General features: G+C 72.1%; 14 protein-coding genes, 2 tRNA genes and 1 pseudogene. 1 reads left to right on the forward strand and 16 read right to left on the reverse strand.

All coding sequences use genetic code 11. The annotated features are described in order from the left end of the window. Positions 1 to 6: 6 nt before the first annotated feature. The 8 genes from ACPC54_RS36195 to ACPC54_RS36230 all read right to left on the reverse strand — a co-directional run bounded on the left by ACPC54_RS36195 (position 7) and on the right by ACPC54_RS36230 (position 4,763). Positions 7 to 1,089 carry a UDP-N-acetylmuramate dehydrogenase gene (locus ACPC54_RS36195; RefSeq protein ID WP_498970945.1) on the reverse strand — a complete coding sequence of 361 codons (1,083 nt, stop codon included), beginning with the start codon at positions 1,087 to 1,089 and terminating at the stop codon, positions 7 to 9. 19 nt (positions 1,090 to 1,108) lie between these two features. Then, a complete protein-coding gene (locus tag ACPC54_RS36200; RefSeq protein WP_498970923.1) occupies positions 1,109 to 2,548 on the reverse strand; it encodes an MFS transporter in 1,440 nt (479 codons plus the stop codon). Between the two features lie 87 nt (positions 2,549 to 2,635). Continuing rightward, positions 2,636 to 3,199 (reverse strand): TetR/AcrR family transcriptional regulator, encoded by a 564-nt coding sequence (locus ACPC54_RS36205; RefSeq protein ID WP_498970924.1) that lies wholly within the window; start codon positions 3,197 to 3,199, stop codon positions 2,636 to 2,638. Between the two features lie 107 nt (positions 3,200 to 3,306). After that, positions 3,307 to 3,729, reverse strand: a complete 423-nt coding sequence (locus tag ACPC54_RS36210) for a MaoC family dehydratase (protein ID WP_498970926.1) — start codon at positions 3,727 to 3,729, stop codon at positions 3,307 to 3,309. Positions 3,730 to 3,734: 5 nt separating this feature from the next. Beyond that, entirely contained in the window at positions 3,735 to 4,193 is a 459-nt protein-coding gene (locus ACPC54_RS36215; RefSeq protein WP_498970929.1) for an FAS1-like dehydratase domain-containing protein, read from the reverse strand. Between the two features lie 133 nt (positions 4,194 to 4,326). Then, a complete protein-coding gene (gene rpmG, locus ACPC54_RS36220) occupies positions 4,327 to 4,491 on the reverse strand; it encodes a 50S ribosomal protein L33 (protein ID WP_006604855.1) in 165 nt (54 codons plus the stop codon). A gap of 83 nt (positions 4,492 to 4,574) precedes the next feature. Then, positions 4,575 to 4,647, reverse strand: a tRNA-Met gene (locus ACPC54_RS36225). A gap of 43 nt (positions 4,648 to 4,690) precedes the next feature. Beyond that, positions 4,691 to 4,763 (reverse strand) — tRNA-Thr (locus ACPC54_RS36230). 273 nt (positions 4,764 to 5,036) lie between these two features. Between ACPC54_RS36230 and ACPC54_RS36235 the strand changes: the two genes are divergently transcribed. Then, a complete protein-coding gene (locus ACPC54_RS36235; protein WP_498970932.1) occupies positions 5,037 to 6,305 on the forward strand; it encodes an amidohydrolase family protein in 1,269 nt (422 codons plus the stop codon). Between the two features lie 246 nt (positions 6,306 to 6,551). Here the strand turns inward: ACPC54_RS36235 and ACPC54_RS36240 are convergent, their stop codons facing one another. The 8 genes and pseudogenes from ACPC54_RS36240 to ACPC54_RS36275 all read right to left on the reverse strand — a co-directional run. Beyond that, the gene (locus tag ACPC54_RS36240; RefSeq protein WP_498970934.1) at positions 6,552 to 7,256 is read right to left on the reverse strand and encodes a response regulator; all 705 of its coding nucleotides are present in this window, start codon (positions 7,254 to 7,256) and stop codon (positions 6,552 to 6,554) included. Beyond that, positions 7,249 to 9,801, reverse strand: a complete 2,553-nt coding sequence (locus ACPC54_RS36245) for an ATP-binding protein (protein ID WP_498970935.1) — start codon at positions 9,799 to 9,801, stop codon at positions 7,249 to 7,251. The genes ACPC54_RS36240 and ACPC54_RS36245 overlap by 8 nt, the downstream gene beginning before the upstream one ends. Positions 9,802 to 9,933: 132 nt before the next feature. Beyond that, positions 9,934 to 10,569 carry a K(+)-transporting ATPase subunit C gene (kdpC, locus tag ACPC54_RS36250; protein WP_498970936.1) on the reverse strand — a complete coding sequence of 212 codons (636 nt, stop codon included), beginning with the start codon at positions 10,567 to 10,569 and terminating at the stop codon, positions 9,934 to 9,936. A 24-nt stretch (positions 10,570 to 10,593) separates the two neighbouring features. Then, entirely contained in the window at positions 10,594 to 12,708 is a 2,115-nt protein-coding gene (gene kdpB / locus ACPC54_RS36255; protein WP_498970938.1) for a potassium-transporting ATPase subunit KdpB, read from the reverse strand. After that, entirely contained in the window at positions 12,708 to 14,369 is a 1,662-nt protein-coding gene (kdpA, locus tag ACPC54_RS36260; RefSeq protein WP_498970940.1) for a potassium-transporting ATPase subunit KdpA, read from the reverse strand. The genes kdpB and kdpA overlap by 1 nt, the downstream gene beginning before the upstream one ends. A 1-nt stretch (position 14,370) precedes the next feature. Beyond that, the gene (gene kdpF, locus ACPC54_RS36265) at positions 14,371 to 14,460 is read right to left on the reverse strand and encodes a K(+)-transporting ATPase subunit F (RefSeq protein ID WP_097237446.1); all 90 of its coding nucleotides are present in this window, start codon (positions 14,458 to 14,460) and stop codon (positions 14,371 to 14,373) included. A 463-nt stretch (positions 14,461 to 14,923) separates the two neighbouring features. Continuing rightward, positions 14,924 to 16,756, reverse strand: a complete 1,833-nt coding sequence (locus ACPC54_RS36270) for an APC family permease (RefSeq protein ID WP_498970943.1) — start codon at positions 16,754 to 16,756, stop codon at positions 14,924 to 14,926. A gap of 735 nt (positions 16,757 to 17,491) precedes the next feature. Next, positions 17,492 to 17,570, reverse strand: a pseudogene (locus tag ACPC54_RS36275) (transposase); the annotation flags it as partial.

The following is a 17,570-nucleotide window of genomic DNA, read 5'->3' on the forward strand; positions in this document are numbered from 1 at the left end:
CCGCCGCTACAGCTCGACGCCGATCATCACCGGCTCGTTCACCAGCTCCACCCCGAAGGCCTCGCGGACGCCGTCCCGGATCTCCCGGGCCAGCGCCAGCAGGTCCTCGGCGGTGGCGGAGCCGCGGTTGGTGAGCGCCAGGGTGTGCTTGGTGGAGAGCGTCGCCGGGCCGTTGCCGTAGCCCTTGCCGAAGCCCGAGCGGTCGATCAGCCAGGCCGCCGAGGTCTTGGTGCAGCCCTCCGGGGCCGGGTAGGCGGGGGCGTTCTCGGCGCCCGGGCGGGTCCGGAAGGACTCGTACTGCGCGGCCGTGAGCACCGGGTTGGTGAAGAAGGAGCCGGCCGACCAGGTGTCGTGGTCCGCCGGGTCCAGCACCATGCCCTTGCCCGCGCGCAGCCCCAGCACCGCCTCGTACGCCCGGCCCAGCGGCACCCGCTCGCCCTGCTCGACGCCGAAGTGCCTGGCGACCTCGGCGTACTTGACCGGGGTGGACAGCCCGGCCTCGTCGGCCAGGGCGAACCGGACCCGCAGCACCACGTAGCGGTCGGGCTCGGCCTTGAAGCGGCTGTGCCGGTAGGAGAACGCGCACTCGGCGTTCGTCAGCACGACCGTCTCCCCGGCCGTGCGGTCGTACGCGACCACCTCGGTGATCGTCTGGGCGACCTCCTGGCCGTACGCGCCGACGTTCTGCACCGGGGTGGCGCCGGCCGAGCCGGGGATGCCGGCCAGGAACTCGATGCCCGCCAGGCCGTGCTCGCGGACGGCGCGGGTGACCGCCTCCGACCAGACCTCGCCGGCCGCCAGCTCCAGCACGGTGCCGTCCAGCGCGAAGCCGGTGGTGGCGATCCGCAGCACGGTGCCCCGGAAGCCGGCGTCGCCGATCACCAGGTTGGAGCCGCCGCCGAGGACGAGCAGCTGCTCGCCGGCCGCGTCGGCCTCACGGACGGCGGCGATCACCTCGTCGTCGGTGTGGGCGGTCACCAGGCGGCGGGCCGGGCCGCCGAGCCGCAGCGTGGTCAGCGGGGCGAGGGGGGCGTCGTTTTCTACCAGCACGCCCACCAGCGTACGGGTGGCAGGGGTGCCCCCCGGCACCCCCGCCACCCACCGCTGCTCAGACGCGCACGGCCTCGACCGGTTCCCCGGACCGCTCCCCCGCCGCCGCCACGGCCCCGTCCCGGCGCGGGATGAGCACCGCAGCGAGCGCCCCGACCGCGACGGCCGCCGCGCCGACGTACAGCGCGGGCACCAGCCCGTCCGTGAAGTCCTGCACCGACCGGTAGCCGCCCCGGGCCGAGAACACGGCCGAGACGACGGCGACGCCGAGCGCCCCGCCGACCTCGCGCACCGCGTTGTTGGCGCCGGAGGCGATCCCCTGCTCGTGCGGTCGGACGCTCGCCATCACCAGCTGGGCGGTCGGGCCGAAGTACAGCGACATGCCGAACCCGCAGATCACGATGGCGGGGATCTGCGCGGGGTAGTCGAACCCGTTCCGGTCCGCGACGAGCCCGAACAGCGCCAGCCCGACGGCCTGCAGGGCCAGCCCGGCGACCACGATCGGCCGGCCGCCGATCCGGTCGGAGACGATGCCGGCGATCGGCGAGACCAGCAGCGGCATCGCGGTCCACGGCAGCATCATGATGCCGGCCTCCTGCGGGCTGTAGCCGCCGACGCCCTGGAGGTACTGGCTGATCAGGAAGATGGACCCGAACATCCCCAGGTACATCAGCAGGCTGGCGGCGTTGACCGCGGAGAAGGCGCGGCTGCGGAACAGCCGCATCGGCAGCATCGGGTGGGCGGCCACCCGCTGCTCGTAGCGGACGAAGGCGATCAGCAGCAGGCCGCCGCCGACCAGCGCGCCGAGCACCAGCGGGCTGGTCCAGCCGTCCGGGTTGCCGCGGATCAGGCCGAGGACGACGCCGAACAGCCCCAGGCTGACCAGCACGGTCCCCGGGAGGTCGAGGGCGCGGTCCGCGCCCCGGCTCTCGCCGAGCCGCAGGAACGCCAGCGGCAGCAGGACCAGGCCGACCGGGACGTTCACCCAGAAGATCCACTGCCAGGAGAAGTGCTCGGTCAGTGAGCCGCCGATCAGCGGTCCGGCGGCGACGGCGAGGCCGCTGACCCCCGACCAGATGCCGAAGGCCAGCCCCCGCCTGGCCTCGGGCACGGCGGCGGTGAGCAGGGTCAGGGTGAGCGGCATCATCACCGCGGCCCCGGTGCCCTGGACGGCGCGGGCGGCGATCAGTTCGCCGATGCCCGGGGACAGCGCGGCCGCGGCGGAGCCGGCGGTGAAGATCGCCAGGCCGACCAGGAAGAGCCGGCGGCGGCCGAAGCGGTCGCCGAGGGAAGCGCCGAACATCAGCAGCACGGCGAAGCTCAGGGTGTAGGCGCTGACCGTCCATTCCAGGTCGGACAGCCCGCCGCCGAGCTCCTCGCGGATCGACGGCAGTGCGGTGGTGACCACCAGGTTGTCCAGTGCGGCCATGAAGCTGGCCGCGCTGACGATCACCAGGGTCCAGATCGCGGCCCTGCCGAAGGCCGGTTTCTCCGTCATGACATCCCCCAGGTTCCTCAGGTAGTTATCGATCAATAACTTTCCGGGGCCGAGAAGAGGCCGCACGGACGCCACCGTGCGGCCCGGCTACTCGGCCCCCGCGCAGTCGTCGAAGCCGCTCCAGATCCGGTGCTCCGGCGGGAAGCCCAGCGCCACCAGCGTGTTGAGCAGCATCCCGTGCGCGAAGAAGTCCGTGGCGGCCCTCACATCACCGCCGATCCGGATCCTGACCCGCTCGAACAGGCCCTCCCAGAGCCGCCGGGCGTTCTCCCCGATCTCGTCCTCGCCGGCCATCCGGGCGGCGAACACCGAGACGTAGAGCTGCATCTGCATCATGAGCTGATCGCGGTCCTCGACCAGGCCCAGGTACGCGTCGGACATCGCCTCGGCGGCCGCCTCGCCGGTCAGCCCGGCCGAGGCCTCGTCGAAGATCCGCCAGGTCTCCTCGACGCAGCGCTCGGAGGCCGCCGCGAAGATCGCCTGCTTGCTCGGGAAGAGCCGGAACAGGTACGGCTGCGAGACCCCCACCCGGCGGGCGATCGCCTCGGTGGAGGTGCCGTGGTACCCGCCCCGGGCGAACTCGATCATGGCGGCCCGGACGACGCTCTCGCGCCGCTCCTCCGCACTCATCCGGATGCTGGACTTGGCCATGGCATCGAAGTTAGTGGCCAATCACTACCTTGGCAAGGGCGCGCGCCGCGGCGGACACCCGTCGCCCGGGGCCCGCCGCGGCGCCGCGAACGGCGTCGAACCCGGCCTCAGGCCAGGCGGACGACCGCCTTGGACATCCCGAGCACCTTCTGCCCGCCCGTGGTGGCCACCAGGTCGACCTGCACCGTGCGGTCGTCCAGCTTCTTGGCGACCTTGGCCGTGACCTCGATCACCGCGCCGACCCCGTCGTTCGGCACCGGCACCGGCCGGGTGAAGCGCACGCCGTACTCGACCACCGCGGCCGGGTCGCCGACCCAGTCGGTGACCACGCGGGCCGCCTCGGCCATGGTGAACATGCCGTGCGCGATGACGTCCGGCAGGCCGACCTCCAGCGCGAACTTCTCGTTCCAGTGGATCGGGTTGAAGTCGCCGGAGGCGCCCGCGTACTGCACCAGCGTGGCGCGGGTCACCGGGAAGGACTGCGCCGGCAGCTCGGTGCCGACCTCGACCTCGTCGTAGCTGATCGCCATGCCGCTCACTCCCCCGTCTCGTCGGCGGCCCGGGCCACCAGCGTCATGACCGACGTCACCACGTGCTCGCCGGTGACGTCCGTCACCTCACCGCGCACGGTGAGCACGTCGTTGCCCGCCAGCGACTTGATGGCGTCGATGGTCACCACGACGGCCAGCCGGTCGCCGGCCACCACCGGGCGGGTGTAGCGGAACTGCTGGTCCCGGTGCACCACCCGGCTGTAGTCCAGGCCCAGTTCCGGGTCCTCGACCACCTGGCCTGCCGCGCGGTAGGTGATCGCGAACGGGAAGGTCGGCGGGGCGATCACGTCCGGGTGGCCGAGCGCCTTCGCCGCCTCCGCGTCGGTGTACGCGGGGTTGGCGTCCCCGATCGCGACCGCGAACTCGCGGATCTTCTCCCGGCCGACCTCGTACGGCTCGGTGGGCGGGTAACTACGCCCGATGAAGGAGGGGTCGAGCGCCATGGCAGCTCCTCGGAACACGGATGGACAGGAGTCGAACGGATACGGAAATGACTCCGGGCCGCACCCCTCGTGAGGGGTGCGGCCCGGAGTCGAAGACCTGAATTCACACAGGCCCGACAGCCCTGCGAAAGGGTCAGCGGGTCTCGCGGTGCGCGGTGTGCGAGTTGCAGCGGGGGCAGTGCTTCTTCATCTCAAGACGGTCCGGGTCGTTACGCCGGTTCTTCTTGGTGATGTAGTTCCGCTCCTTGCACTCCACGCAGGCCAGCGTGATCTTCGGGCGGACGTCGGTGGCAGCCACGGGAGTGCCTTCCTTGGACAACGAATAAGAACACAACAAGAGTAGCCGACCGGGAGTGCGATCTCCCGACCGACTACGCGGGGTAGCGGTGACCGGACTTGAACCGGTGACACAGCGATTATGAGCCGCTTGCTCTACCAACTGAGCTACACCGCCACGGTGATCCGCGATACAGCCGAAACTGACCACTTCTCACCAGAGCCCCCATGCGGAATCGAACCGCAGACCTTCTCCTTACCATGGAGACGCTCTACCGACTGAGCTATAGGGGCGAACGAGGAAGAGATTACACGTTCCGCGCCCAGAGGTGAAATCCGTATCCCGCGGCGAAGTCCGCAGGTCGACGGGGTGGACGGACGGACGATCCAAGGCCGGGAGTTCGAGCGGCCCCCGAACCCCAGCGGCCGGCTCCGGTCCGGCGGCGGCCCGACCCGATACGACTATTGCCCGCCTCCCGGCGGCCCGCCGCCCGGCGCCATAGGCTCGACGCTCATTGACCGGAACGGCCCTGGCACCCGACCGGGCGGCGCGACAAGGAGCCGACGATGGACAGCGCAGCCGCGGACGGGCCGCACTCCGGGCCCGGCCCGGCGGCCAACCCCCTCGGGCACGGCCCGGTCCTGCTCCTCACCGGCGCCCGGCTGATGGACGGCCGGGTGGTGGACGTCCGGATCAGCGGCGACCGCATCCAGGCGGTCGGCACCGTGGGCAGCCTCGGCCCGCTGCAGGCCCTGCCCGGCGCCCCCACCGTCACCACCGGCGCCCGGATCGACCTGCGGGGCTACCTGCTGCTGCCCGCCCCCGCCGAGCCGCACGCCCACTACGACGCCGCCTTCTCGGCCGCCCTGGCCGCCCCGCCGCCGGAGACCGCGGCCGACCTCACCCGCCGGATCACCGAGGCCGCGCTCACCTCGCTCGGCTACGGCGCCACCGCCCAGCGCACCCACGTCCGGATCGGCGACGTGCACGGGCTGGTCCGGCTGGAGGCGGTGCTCACCGCCCGGCAGGCGCTGCGCGGGCTCGCCGAACTGCAGGCCGTGGCGATGCCCCGGCTGCTCACCGGCCGGGCCGGCGCGGACGGGCGGGCCCAGCTGCGCGAGGCGCTCAAGCTGGGCGCCACCGCGGCCGGCGGCTGCCCGGAGCTGGACCCGGACCCGGCCGGCTACGTGCAGCTGCTGCTGGAGGCCGCCCGGGAGGCGGACTGCCCGGTGGACCTGCACACCACCGCCACCGATGCGCCCCAACTCGCCCGACTGACAAGTGCGTTGGCGCCGCTGCGGCCGCGGGTGACGCTCGGCCCGTGCGGCGCTCTGCCGCGCGGCGCGTCCACGGTGCTGGCGAGCGGCGGGGTGCGGGTGGTCTGCCTGCCGCAGAACGGCGGCTGCACCGGGCTGGAGGGCCCGGCCACCGGCCTGCGGCCGGGCCTGCTGCGGGAGTTGACGGAGGCCCGGGTGCCGCTGGCGGCGGGCAGCGGGGCGCTGCGGGACCCGTCCAACCCGGTCGGCCGGGCGGACCCGCTGGGGACGGCCTACCTGCTCGCGGCGAGCGGGGAACTGGCCCCGGAGACGGCGTACGACGCGGTGGCGAACCAGGCCCGGGCGGTGCTCGGGCTGCCGCCGGTGCGGGTGGACGCCGGGTTCCCGGCGGAACTGCTGGCGGTGCGCGGGGACAGCCTGGCCGGGGCGCTGACCGGCGGACACAGCCGGCTGGTGGTGCACAGCGGGCGGGTGGCCAGCCGGACCAGCGCGGTACGGGAGTTCGCGGACACCGTGGCGCTGGCGCTGCCCCGGCAGTCCGGGAACACGGAGGGATAGGGCGGGAAAGCCCGAGGGGCGCACGGCGATTGCCGCGCGCCCCTCCCCCACCTGCTGGCCGTCTCACGACGGCGGGCTGGAGCGGGTCCGGGCCTCCCCCACTGGAGCCGGCCCCGCTCGCTTCGACACCGACACTACGCCCACGGAACACCGGCCCCGACCGGCCTTGACGCTCCCCTGTCGCCCACCGGGCGGCTCTTGACGGCCCGTTGACGCCGGCGGCGGCCGAGGGGCGCCGGGCGGCCGCTACGGCTCGTACCGGTAGCCGATCCCCGGCTCGGTGATCAGGTGCCGGGGCCGGGCCGGGTCGCGCTCCAACTTCCGCCGCAGCCCGGCCAGGTAGACCCGCAGGTAGTTGCCGCGCGCCTCCTGGGCCGGGCCCCACACCTCGCGCAGGATCTGCCGGCCGGGCACCAGCCGGCCGGGGTTGGCCAGCAGCAGGGCGAGGATCCGCCACTCGGTCGGGGTCAGCCGCACCACGCCGTTCGGGCCGGTGACGGTGGTGGCCGCGAGGTCGACGGTGTGGTCGCCGAGCACCGGCCGGCCCGGCGGGACCCCTCCGGTCGGGCGGCGCAGCACGGCCCGCAGCCGGGCCAGCAGCTCGTCCATCAGGAACGGCTTGGTGAGGTAGTCGTCGGCGCCGGCGTCCAGGGCGCCCACCTTGTCGGCGGCGCCCGCCCGGCCGGAGAGCACGATGATCGGCATCGCGCTGCGGGTGCGCAGGCCGCGCAGCACGTCCATGCCGTCGAGGTCGGGCAGGCCGAGGTCGAGCAGGACGGCGTCCGGGAGGCTGAGCGCGGCGCGGTCCAGCGCCTCGCCGCCGGTCGCGGCGGTGTGGACGGCGTACTGGCGGGCGCTGAGGTTGATCCGCAGCGTGCGGAGCAGGGCGGGTTCGTCGTCGACGATCAGGACCTCGCGGTTTCCCCTGCCTCGCTCACTTCGTTCACTCATGGTGCGGTGACTCCTCCCCGAAGTCGGTGGTGGCGGCGGGCAGGGTGAGCAGCATGGTGGTGCCGCCGCCGGGGGTGTCCTCGACCTCCAGGCTGCCGCCCATGGCTTCGGCGAGGCCGCGGGAGAGGGCGAGCCCGAGGCCGACGCCGGTGGTGTTGTCGGTGTCGCCGAGGCGCTGGAAGGGCAGGAAGACCCGGTCGCGGTCCTCGGGGGCGATGCCGGGGCCGCGGTCGATCACCCGGATCTCGACCTGGTCGGCGTGGTGGCTGGCGGTGACCAGGACGGGCGCGCCGGGGGCGTTGTACCGCAGCGCGTTGGTGATCACGTTGGCCAGGACGCGCTCCAGCAGCGGCGGGTCGGCGAGCACCGGTGGGGCCGTCTCCAGGTCGAGCGGCTGGACGGGTGCGTACGGGTCGGTGAGGCTGTCGAGCGCCCGGGGCAGGATCTCGTCGAGGTGGATCTCGGTGAGGTGCAGGGTGAGCGCGCCGGCCTGGAGGCGGCTCATGTCGAGCAGGTTGTCCACCAGACGGGTGAGTTTGACCAGCGATTCGTCGGCGGTGGCGAGGAGTTCGGCCTGGTCCTCGGGTGAGAACTCGACGTCCGGGCTGCGCAGCGAGCCGACCGAGGCGAGGGCCGCGGCCAGCGGGGTGCGCAGGTCGTGGCTGACCGCGGCGAGCAGGGCGGTGCGCATCCGGTCGGCGGCCCTGATCGGCTCGACCTCGGCGGCGACCACGGCGAGCCGGTCGCGTTCCAGCGCCGCGGCGACGTGGGCGGCGAAGGCGGTCAGCACCCGCTGGTCGGCGGCGGGAAGCCGGCGGCCGGTGAGGACGAGCACGGCGTCGGTGCCGACCGGGACTTCGGTGGTCTCCTCCGGCCCGCCGCCGTCGTCCGGGTGGTCGGCCTCGGAGTGGGCGAGCGCCTCGCCCGTCCGGGAGAGCAGGGTGACGGTCCGCATGCCGAAGGCCGTCCGGGACTTCTCCAGCAGCGCGGGCAGGGCGTCGGCGCCGCGCAGCACGCTGCCGGCCAGGGTGGAGAGGGTCTCGGCCTCGGCGGTGGCCCGGGCGGCGCGGGTGGTGAGCCGGCCGGCGTGGTCGACGACGGTGGAGACGGCGAGCGCGATGGCGGCGAAGACCACCAGGGCGACGATGTTGTTGGTCTCGCCGATGGTCAGGCTGTGGACCGGCGGGATGAAGTAGTAGTTCAGCAGCACCGAGGCGATGAACGCGGCCAGCAGGGCGGAGGTGGCGCCGCCGAGCAGGGCGACGATGACCACGCCGAGCTGGAAGATCAGCGCGTCGGTGGTGAGGTTGATGGTGTCGTGCGCCTGGGAGAGCACGAGGGTGAGCAGCCAGGGCAGCACGAGGCCGGCGAGGTAGCCGGCGATGGTGCGGCGGCGGGAGTGCCGGCGGCCGAGCGAGGGCAGCCGGCCGCGGCCGGTGAACTCGTGGGTGACCATGTGGACGTCGATGTCCTCGGAGGCGTCCACGGTGGTCTCGCCGATGCCGGGGCCGGTGAGGAAGCGGTTGATCCGGCCGCGGCGGCTGGTGCCGAGCACCAGCTGGGTGGCGTCGTGGGCGCGGGCGAAGGCGAGCAGCGCGGTCGGGATGTCGTCGCCGACGACCACGTGGTAGCTGCCGCCCAGGGTCTCGACCAGCTGCCGCTGCTGGGCGAGCGCGCCGGAGGAGGCGCCGGCCAGGCCGTCGCTGCGGGAGACGTGGACGGCCAGCAGGTCGCCGCCGGCGGTGCGGTCGGCGATCCGGGCGGCGCGGCGGATCAGGGTCTCGCCCTCGGGCCCGCCGGTGAGGGCGACCACGACGCGCTCGCGGGTCTCCCAGACCCGGTCGATGTTGTGGCTGGCGCGGTAGTCGCGCAGGCCCTCGTCGACCCGGCCGGCGACCCAGAGCAGGGCCAGCTCGCGCAGCGCGGTGAGGTTGCCGACCCGGAAGTAGTTGGAGAGCGCGGCGTCCACCTTCTCCGCCTTGTAGACGTTGCCGTGGGCCATCCGGCGGCGCAGCGCCTGCGGGGCCATGTCGACGAGTTCGATCTGGTCGGCCCGGCGGACCACCTCGTCCGGGACGGTCTCGCGCTGCGGGATGCCGGTGATCTTCTGGACGACGTCGTTCAGCGATTCCAGGTGCTGGATGTTGACGGTGGTGATGACGTCGATCCCGGCGGCCAGCAGTTCCTCGACGTCCTGCCAGCGCTTGGCGTGCCGGCCGCCGGGGATGTTGGTGTGCGCCAGCTCGTCCACCAGCACGACGGAGGGCCGGCGGGCGAGCACGCCGTCCAGGTCCATCTCCTCGAACTCGGCGTCGCGGTAGGAGCGGTGGACGCGCGGCTGGACCTCCAGGCCGTCGATCATGGCCTCGGTGTGGCGGCGCCCGTGGCACTCGATGTAGCCGACCACGACGTCGGCCCCGCGCTCCTGTCTGCGCCGGGCCTCGTCCAGCATCCGGTAGGTCTTGCCGACCCCCGGGGCGGATCCGAGGTACACCCTCAGCCGGCCGCCGCGGATGCCGGTGCCGGGGGTGAGGTCGCGGGCCATGGGCGCTGCTCTTTCGTCGTCGCGGGTGGACGGTCGGTTCGGTCCGGACATACGGCTGACCGACCCGGTCCGGGAGTCAAGCTCCCGGACCGGGTCGGTCGGTTCAGCGCGTCGCCGGATGTGGAGTTGTCATCACTTCTGTTCGCTGAGCGCCTTGTTGAGGAGGACGACGTTGACGCCCTCCTGGCCGAGGAAGCCGAGCGAACGTCCTTCGGTGTACTTGTCGACCAGCTTGGCGACCGTCTCCACCGGCAGGCCGCGCTCCTTGGCGACCCGGTTGACCTGCTCCTTGGCGTAGGCGACCGAGATGTGCGGGTCGAGGCCGGAGCCGGAGGCGGTCAGCGCGTCGGCCGGGACGCTCGCCGGGTCGACGCCGTCGAGCTCGGCGACGGCCTTGCGGCGGTCGTTGACCTGCTTCAGCAGGTCGTCGCTGTTCGGGCCGAGGTTGGAGGCGCTGGACGAGCTCGCGTCGTAGCCGGTCCCGGCGGCGGAGGGCCGGGGCTGGAACCACTTCGGGTCCGGGACCGGGTCCTCCTTCGGGTCGTCCGGGTTCTTCTTCGGCAGGTTGTAGTTCTGGCCGATCAGGCTGGAACCGACCTGCTTGTCGTCGACCTTCACGAACGAGCCGTTGGCCTTGTCGCTGAACGCGACCTGGCTGATCCCGGTGACCAGCAGCGGGTAGGCGATTCCGAGGATCACCGTGAGCACCAGCAGCGCGCGCAGCGCGGTGAAGTGGGTGCGGACGGTCGTCGGCAGGGGCTTGGACATGGTGTTCTCCTCCTCTTCCCTGCGTCAGTTGAGGCCGGGGATGAACTGGACGATCAGGTCGATCAACTTGATCCCGACGAACGGCACCACCAGGCCGCCGATGCCGTAGACCCCGATGTTCCGGGCCAGCAGGCTGCTGGCGTCGGCGGGACGGTACTTCACGCCGCGCAGCGCGAGCGGGATCAGGCCGATGATGACCAGGGCGTTGAAGATGATCGCCGAGGTGATCGCGGACTGGGGGCTGTGCAGGCCCATGATGTTGAGGTGGCTCAGGCCCGGGTACACGCCGGCGAACATCGCGGGGATGATCGCGAAGTACTTGGCCACGTCGTTGGCGATCGAGAAGGTGGTCAGCGCGCCGCGGGTGATGAGCAGCTGCTTGCCGATCTCGACGATCTCGATCAGCTTGGTCGGGTTGGAGTCGAGGTCGACCATGTTGCCGGCCTCCTTGGCCGCCATGGTCCCGGTGTTCATCGCGACGCCGACGTCGGCCTGGGCGAGCGCGGGGGCGTCGTTGGTGCCGTCGCCGGTCATCGCGACCAGCTTGCCGCCCTCCTGCTCCTTCTTGATCAGGGCCATCTTGTCCTCGGGCGTGGCCTCGGCGAGGAAGTCGTCCACGCCGGCCTCCTCCGCGATCGCCTTGGCGGTCAGCGGGTTGTCGCCCGTGATCATGATGGTCTTGATGCCCATCCGGCGCAGCTCGTCGAAGCGCTCCCGCATGCCCTCCTTGACCACGTCCTTGAGGTGGATGACCCCGAGGACGCGGGCGGGCTTGCTGCCCACCTTGGTGGCCACCACCAGCGGGGTGCCACCGGCCGCGGAGATGCCGTCGACCAGGGTGGAAACCTCGTCGCCGACCGAACCGCCGTTCTCCGTCACCCAGTTGGAGACGGCGCCGGCGGCGCCCTTGCGGACCTGGTGGACGCCGTCCGCCTCGTCCAGGTCCACACCCGACATGCGGGTCTGGGCGGTGAACGGGACCCAGGTGGCGTGCGTCAGCTCGCCCTGGGCGCGGGCCCGCAGGCCGTACTCGGTCTTGGCGAGGACGACGATCGAGCGGCCCTCGGGGGTCTCGTCCGCGAGGGAGGAGAGCTGGGCGGCGCTGGCCAGTTCGTCCTGGTCCACCCCGGGGGCCGGCAGGAACTCGGCGGCCTGGCGGTTGCCCAGGGTGATGGTGCCGGTCTTGTCGAGCAGCAGGGTGTTGACGTCGCCGGCGGCCTCGACGGCGCGGCCGGACATGGCCAGCACGTTGCGCTGGACCAGGCGGTCCATGCCGGCGATGCCGATCGCGGAGAGCAGCGCGCCGATGGTGGTCGGGATGAGCGCCACGATCAGGGCGACCAGGACGATCATCGACTGCGGGGCGCCGGCGAAGGTGGCCATCGGCTGGAGCGTGACGACCGCGACCAGGAAGACGATGGTCAGCGAGGCCAGCAGGATGTTGAGCGCGATCTCGTTCGGCGTCTTCTGCCGGGCGGCGCCCTCGACCAGGGCGATCATCCGGTCGATGAACGACTTGCCGGGCTCCGAGGCGATCTTCACCACGATCCGGTCGGACAGCACCTTGGTACCGCCGGTCACCGCGGAGCGGTCACCACCGGACTCGCGGATGACCGGCGCGGACTCGCCGGTGATCGCCGACTCGTCGACACTCGCGACACCCTCGACGACGTCACCGTCGCCGGGGATGACCTGCCCGGCCTCGACCACCACGTGGTCACCGAGCCGCAGCGCGGTGCCGGGCACCTCCTCCTCGGCCTGGCTCTTCGGCCAGTCCAGCAGCCGGCGGGCGACGGACTCGGTCTTGGTCTTGCGCAGGGTGTCGGCCTGAGCCTTGCCGCGGCCCTCGGCGACGGCCTCGGCCAGGTTGGCGAAGACCGTGGTGAGCCAGAGCCAGACGGTGATCGCCCAGGCGAACACGGACGGGCTGGCGATCGCGGAGACGGTGGTGACCACCGAGCCCACCTCGACCACGAACATCACCGGGTTCTTGACCATCACCCGGGGATCGAGCTTCCTCACCGCGTCGGGGAGCGACGTGAGGATGAGCTTGGGGTCGAGGAGACCGCTCTGCACTCTGTGCGGCGCGCCGTGATCGGCCTGATCGGCCGGTGCGGGGTTCAGGGTGGGGGTGGACATCAGGAGAGACCTTCCGCGAGCGGCCCGAGGGCCAGGGCCGGGAAGTAGGTGAGGCCGACGACGATCAGGATCACGCCCGACAGCAGGCCCACGAACAGCGGCTTGTGGGTGGGCAAGGTGCCCGGAGTGGCCGGAACCGGCTGCTGCTGCGCGAGCGAGCCGGCCAGCGCCAGGACGAAGACGATCGGCAGGAAGCGGCCGAAGACCATCGCCAGGCCGAGCGCCGTGTCGTACCAGTCGGTGTTGACGGTGATGCCGCCGAAGGCCGAACCGTTGTTGTTGGCCGCCGAGGTGAAGGCGTACAGCACCTCGGAGAAGCCGTGCGCACCCGAGTTGAGCATCCCGGCCCGCTCACCCGGCAGCGCCATCGCCACACCGGTGCCGACCAGCACGATGGTCGGGGTGGTGAGGATGTACAGCGAGGCGAACTTCATCTCCCGGCCGCCGAGCTTCTTGCCCAGGTACTCGGGGGTGCGACCGACCATCAGGCCGGCGACGAACACCGCGACGACCGCCAGGATCAGCATCCCGTACAGGCCGGAGCCGGTACCACCGGGCGCGATCTCGCCCAGCATCATGTTGAAGATCGTCAGCCCGCCACCGAACGGCGTGAACGAGTCGTGGAAGGAGTTCACCGCACCCGTCGAGGTCAGCGTCGTCGAGGAGGCGAACAGCGTGGACGCGGCGATGCCGAACCGCTGCTCCTTGCCCTCCATCGCGGCGCCCGCGGCCTGCAGGGCGGTGCCGTGGTGCGCGGCCTCGGCCCAGGTGAGCAGGGCGGCCGAGGCGACCCAGAAGATGGTCATCACGGCGACGATCGCGTAGCCCTGGCGGTTGTCGCCGACCATCTTGCCGAAGGTGCGCGGCAGGGCGAAGGCGACCACCAGCAGCAGGAAGATCTCGACCAGGTTGGAGAAGCCGGTCGGGTTCTCGAACGGGTGCGCCGAGTTGGCGTTGAAGAAGCCGCCGCCGTTGGTGCCCAGCAGCTTGATGACCTCCTGCGAGGCCACCGGGCCGCCCGGGATCTTCTGCACCTCGCCGGAGAGCGTGGTCACGTCGGTGAAGCCGTGGAAGTTCTGGATCACGCCGGAGGCGGCCAGGACCAGGGCGAAGACGACCGACAGCGGCAGCAGCAGCCGGATGTTGATCCGGATGAGGTCCACCCAGAAGTTGCCGACCCGGTCGGTCCGGTTCCGGGTGAAGCCCCGGATCAGCGCGGCCATGACCGCGATGCCGACGGCCGCGGAGACGAAGTTCTGCACCGCCAGGCCCGCCATCTGCACCAGGTGGCCCATCGCGGACTCGCCGCTGTAGGACTGCCAGTTGGTGTTGGTGACGAACGAGATCGCGGTGTTCCAGGCCTGGTGGCCCTCCATCTGCTGGACGCCCAGGTTCAGCAGCAGGTAGCCCTGGAGGCGGATCAGGCCGTACAGGAAGAGGACGGACACCGCCGAGAAGGCGAGCACCGAGCGCAGGTACACCGACCAGCGCTGATCGGCGTCGCCGTCGACGCCGATCACCTTGTAGACGCCGCGTTCGACTCTGAGGTGCTTCGAGGTGGTCAGGATGCGGGCGATGTAGTCGCCCAGGGGCCGGTAGCACAGGGCCAGCGCCCCGACCAGGGCGAGGGCCTGCATCCAGCCCGCGAGAGTGGAGCTCATGTCAGAACTTCTCCGGGTAGATCAGCGCGACGACGAGGTAGCCGACGAGGGCGACGGCCACGATGAGACCTGCGATGTTCTCGGCGCTCACAGCTTCTCCACCCCCCGCGCGATCAGGGCGATGACGGCGAACACGGCGACCGTGACACCGACGTAGATGAGATCGGACATGGGCTCCACCAGCGTGGTTCGGGAGACTGCCGCGAACCGGCCCGGGGGCCTCGCGCGGCGCCGGCGGACGACCGGCAGATGCGAGCAAACCAGCCACCGGGGGCGCGTCATCGGACCCTGACGCCCTCCATACGGGTGACGGCGCGGCGTTGACGCGACCTTGACGCCCGCTTCACCTCGCCGAGACCGTCGTGACCGTCCCGAGACGACGCCGGGACCAGCACGGACGTCGGGCCCGGGGCGGACGTCGGGCCCGGCACGGACGTCGGGCCCGGCACGGACGTCGGGACCAGCACGGACGTCGGGCCCGGGGCGGGCGTCGGGCCCGGGGCGGCGCTCTGCCGTCCCGGGCCCGTTCGCTCACGAAGGGGATCCGCCCGCGGTCACATCCGCATCCGCAGCCGGCAGACCACCGCGTCGGTGTGCCGCCGCAGCGCGCGGTCGATCACCGCGCCGCGCCGGTTCTGCAGGGCCCGCTGCCACCAGCGGGCCGGCTCCACCTCGGGGATCAGCACCGTGAGCCGGTCGTAGACGTGCTCCTCGCCGAGCCGGTTGACGAAGTCCGCGATCGGCTGGCCCAGCCGCCGGTGCCCGTCCGGGATCTCCACCAGGGGCACCCCCGGCTGCCACAACTCCCAGTCCCGGCGCAGCGCCTCGGCCCGGGCGGGCTCGTGCACCACGGTCACCGCCAGGACCTCGTCACCGAGCGAGAGGGCCGCCGACAGGCCGTCCCGGGTGAGCCGGGTGATCGTTGTCACCGGGACGACGACCAGGCTGCGCTGCCGGGTCACCGCGCCCGGCACCCGGCCCAGCTCCAGCCGCTCCCCGATCCGCTCGTAACTGCGGTGGATCGCCTCGAACAGCACCACCAGCAGCGGTAGGGCGACGACGATGCCCCAGGCGCCCTCGGTGAACTTGGTGCCGGTGACCACCAGGGCGGCGACACCGGTCAGGACCGCGCCGAAGCCGTTCAGCGCCGCCCTCCACCGCCAGCCGTCCGGCCGGTTCCGGAACCAGTGCCGGACCATGCCGACCTGGCAGATGGTGAAGCCGACGAAAACGCCGATCGAGAACAGCGGCACCAGGCTGTTGACGTCCCCGCCGGAGCCGACCAGCAGCACCGCCGAGACCACGGCCAGGAACAGCACGCCGTACCGGTACACCTGGCGGTCGGCGCGCAGCGCGAACACGTGCGGCAGGTGGTTGTCCCGGGCGAGCAGGTCGAGCAGCACCGGCAGGCCGCCGAAGGAGGTGTTGGCGGCCAGGCCGAGCAGGACCACGGTGGCGAACTGGACGACGTAGAAGGCGACGCCGTGGCCGAGCGAGGCGTCGGCGAGTTGGGCGAGCACGGTGACGCCGTCGACCGGCTGGAGGTGGAAGCGGCCGATCAGCACGGCCAGGCCGACCAGCATCACACCGAGCAGCGCGCCCAGCGCGACCTCGGTGTGCTGGGCCCGCTTCACCCGCGGGGCGCGGAAGGACGGAACGGCGTTGGCCACCGCCTCCACGCCGGTCAGCGCGGAGCAGCCGGCCGCGAAGGCCTTGAGCAGCAGCAGCGCCCCGACCGCGGTGGCGTTCTCGGCCAGCACGGAGGCGTGGCCCGCGGCGGCCTCGGTGCTCACCGGGGCGTCCCGGAACAGGCCGACCACGATGATCGCCATGATGGCGAGGACGAAGACGGCCGTGGGCGCCATGAACCAGCGGGCGGACTCGGCTATCCCGCGCAGGTTCACCGCCGTCACCAGGGCGAGCACGCCCAGGCAGAGCCAGACCCGGTCCTCGTACAGGCCCGGCACGGCCGAGGTCAGCGCGGCCACGCCGGCGGTCACCGAGACCGCGACGTTCAGGATGTAGTCGATCACCAGCGACGCGGCCGCGGTCAGCGCCGTCCGGCGGCCCAGGTGCGCCTTGGCCACCGCGTACGAGCCGCCGCCGTCCGGGAACGCCGCGATCACCTGCCGGTAGGAGGCCACCAGCACCGCCAGCAGGACGGCGATCGCCGCGGTGACCGGCAGCGTGAAACCCAGCCCGTACCCGCCGGCCGCGGCCAGCACCAGCACGATCGACTCCGGCCCGTACGCCACCGAGGCCATCGCGTCCAGCGACAGCGCCGCCAGGCCGCCCAGCGCCGTCAGGCGGTGCCGCTCGTCGCCGGCCCCGGTATCAGGCGGCTCGGGCTCGGCCGTCACGGCCGGGGTGGTGGTGGCGCTGGACATCGGACGGGACCTCCGCAGTCGGTAGTTGCTCCGATCCTGCGGTTCGCTCCACCCGGCGCCCGCGCCCCCTACGCGTTCCTGACGCCGCCACGAGCGCCTTTGACGCGCCCTTGACGCCCCTCCCGGCCGGCATCCGCCGTCTGGCGGGGGTGGGATGAGCCGCTGTCCCGGCGGGCGCCGGTTGGGAAGACGATCAGCTCGGTCGAAGGACTCCCACCCCCGGCCCCCACTCTGCTGCCCCCACCATGTAATTGCAAGCCATACGCAATAACGCGCCCTCGCCCGGACGCACGAAAAAGCCCCCGATCCGCGTTTCCGCAGATCGGGGGCCGTTTCTCTATCCTGTGGCTGGTGCAGGGTTCGAACCTGCGTAGCTTGCGCGACAGATTTACAGGCCGCTGACCAGGGGCGCTCTGACCAGGCAACTCTTGATCACGGCCCCGATCTGGTCCGCCCCTGGTCCGGATCATGTTCCGAGCGCGCCTCGATCGGACCGCCTTGAGAGCGCACCGAAGGCCGGGGGCGGGCAGCGACTTCGCTGCCCGCCCCGGCCTTTCGTGTTTCACGTCACACCTAGACGCGCCACGCGCCGAGCGCCGTCAGTGCTCGCGCCTCGCACCTCAATCACGGTCATGCGGGCGGGCCACGTGTCCCATGCACGTGCGCGCTCTCAGCTGGGCTCTACCCCGGCAACTTGCGGCTCAGGCAACGGGCGCCCTCGAAGCTAGTGCCGCATCAGGCAACGTTCGCCCTGGTGACGACTTCGCGTAGTCGTTCGTCGGCGGCGTGCTTGTTCCGCCAGATGATGTAGCGG

Source organism: Kitasatospora sp. NPDC094028 (assembly GCF_049543595.1).
Lineage (GTDB): Bacteria > Actinomycetota > Actinomycetes > Streptomycetales > Streptomycetaceae > Kitasatospora.

What these genes read in the sequence shown, in the direction of transcription:
- ACPC54_RS36200 (WP_498970923.1), bottom strand. Translation starts at nt 2,548, where the DNA reads ATGACGGAGAAACCGGCCTTCGGCAGGGCCGCGATCTGGACCCTGGTG.
- ACPC54_RS36205 (WP_498970924.1), bottom strand. Translation starts at nt 3,199, where the DNA reads ATGGCCAAGTCCAGCATCCGGATGAGTGCGGAGGAGCGGCGCGAGAGC.
- ACPC54_RS36210 (WP_498970926.1), bottom strand. Translation starts at nt 3,729, where the DNA reads ATGGCGATCAGCTACGACGAGGTCGAGGTCGGCACCGAGCTGCCGGCG.
- ACPC54_RS36215 (WP_498970929.1), bottom strand. Translation starts at nt 4,193, where the DNA reads ATGGCGCTCGACCCCTCCTTCATCGGGCGTAGTTACCCGCCCACCGAG.
- ACPC54_RS36235 (WP_498970932.1), top strand. Translation starts at nt 5,037, where the DNA reads ATGGACAGCGCAGCCGCGGACGGGCCGCACTCCGGGCCCGGCCCGGCG.
- ACPC54_RS36240 (WP_498970934.1), bottom strand. Translation starts at nt 7,256, where the DNA reads ATGAGTGAACGAAGTGAGCGAGGCAGGGGAAACCGCGAGGTCCTGATC.
- ACPC54_RS36245 (WP_498970935.1), bottom strand. Translation starts at nt 9,801, where the DNA reads ATGGCCCGCGACCTCACCCCCGGCACCGGCATCCGCGGCGGCCGGCTG.
- kdpC (WP_498970936.1), bottom strand. Translation starts at nt 10,569, where the DNA reads ATGTCCAAGCCCCTGCCGACGACCGTCCGCACCCACTTCACCGCGCTG.
- kdpB (WP_498970938.1), bottom strand. Translation starts at nt 12,708, where the DNA reads ATGTCCACCCCCACCCTGAACCCCGCACCGGCCGATCAGGCCGATCAC.
- kdpA (WP_498970940.1), bottom strand. Translation starts at nt 14,369, where the DNA reads ATGAGCTCCACTCTCGCGGGCTGGATGCAGGCCCTCGCCCTGGTCGGG.
- ACPC54_RS36270 (WP_498970943.1), bottom strand. Translation starts at nt 16,756, where the DNA reads ATGTCCAGCGCCACCACCACCCCGGCCGTGACGGCCGAGCCCGAGCCG.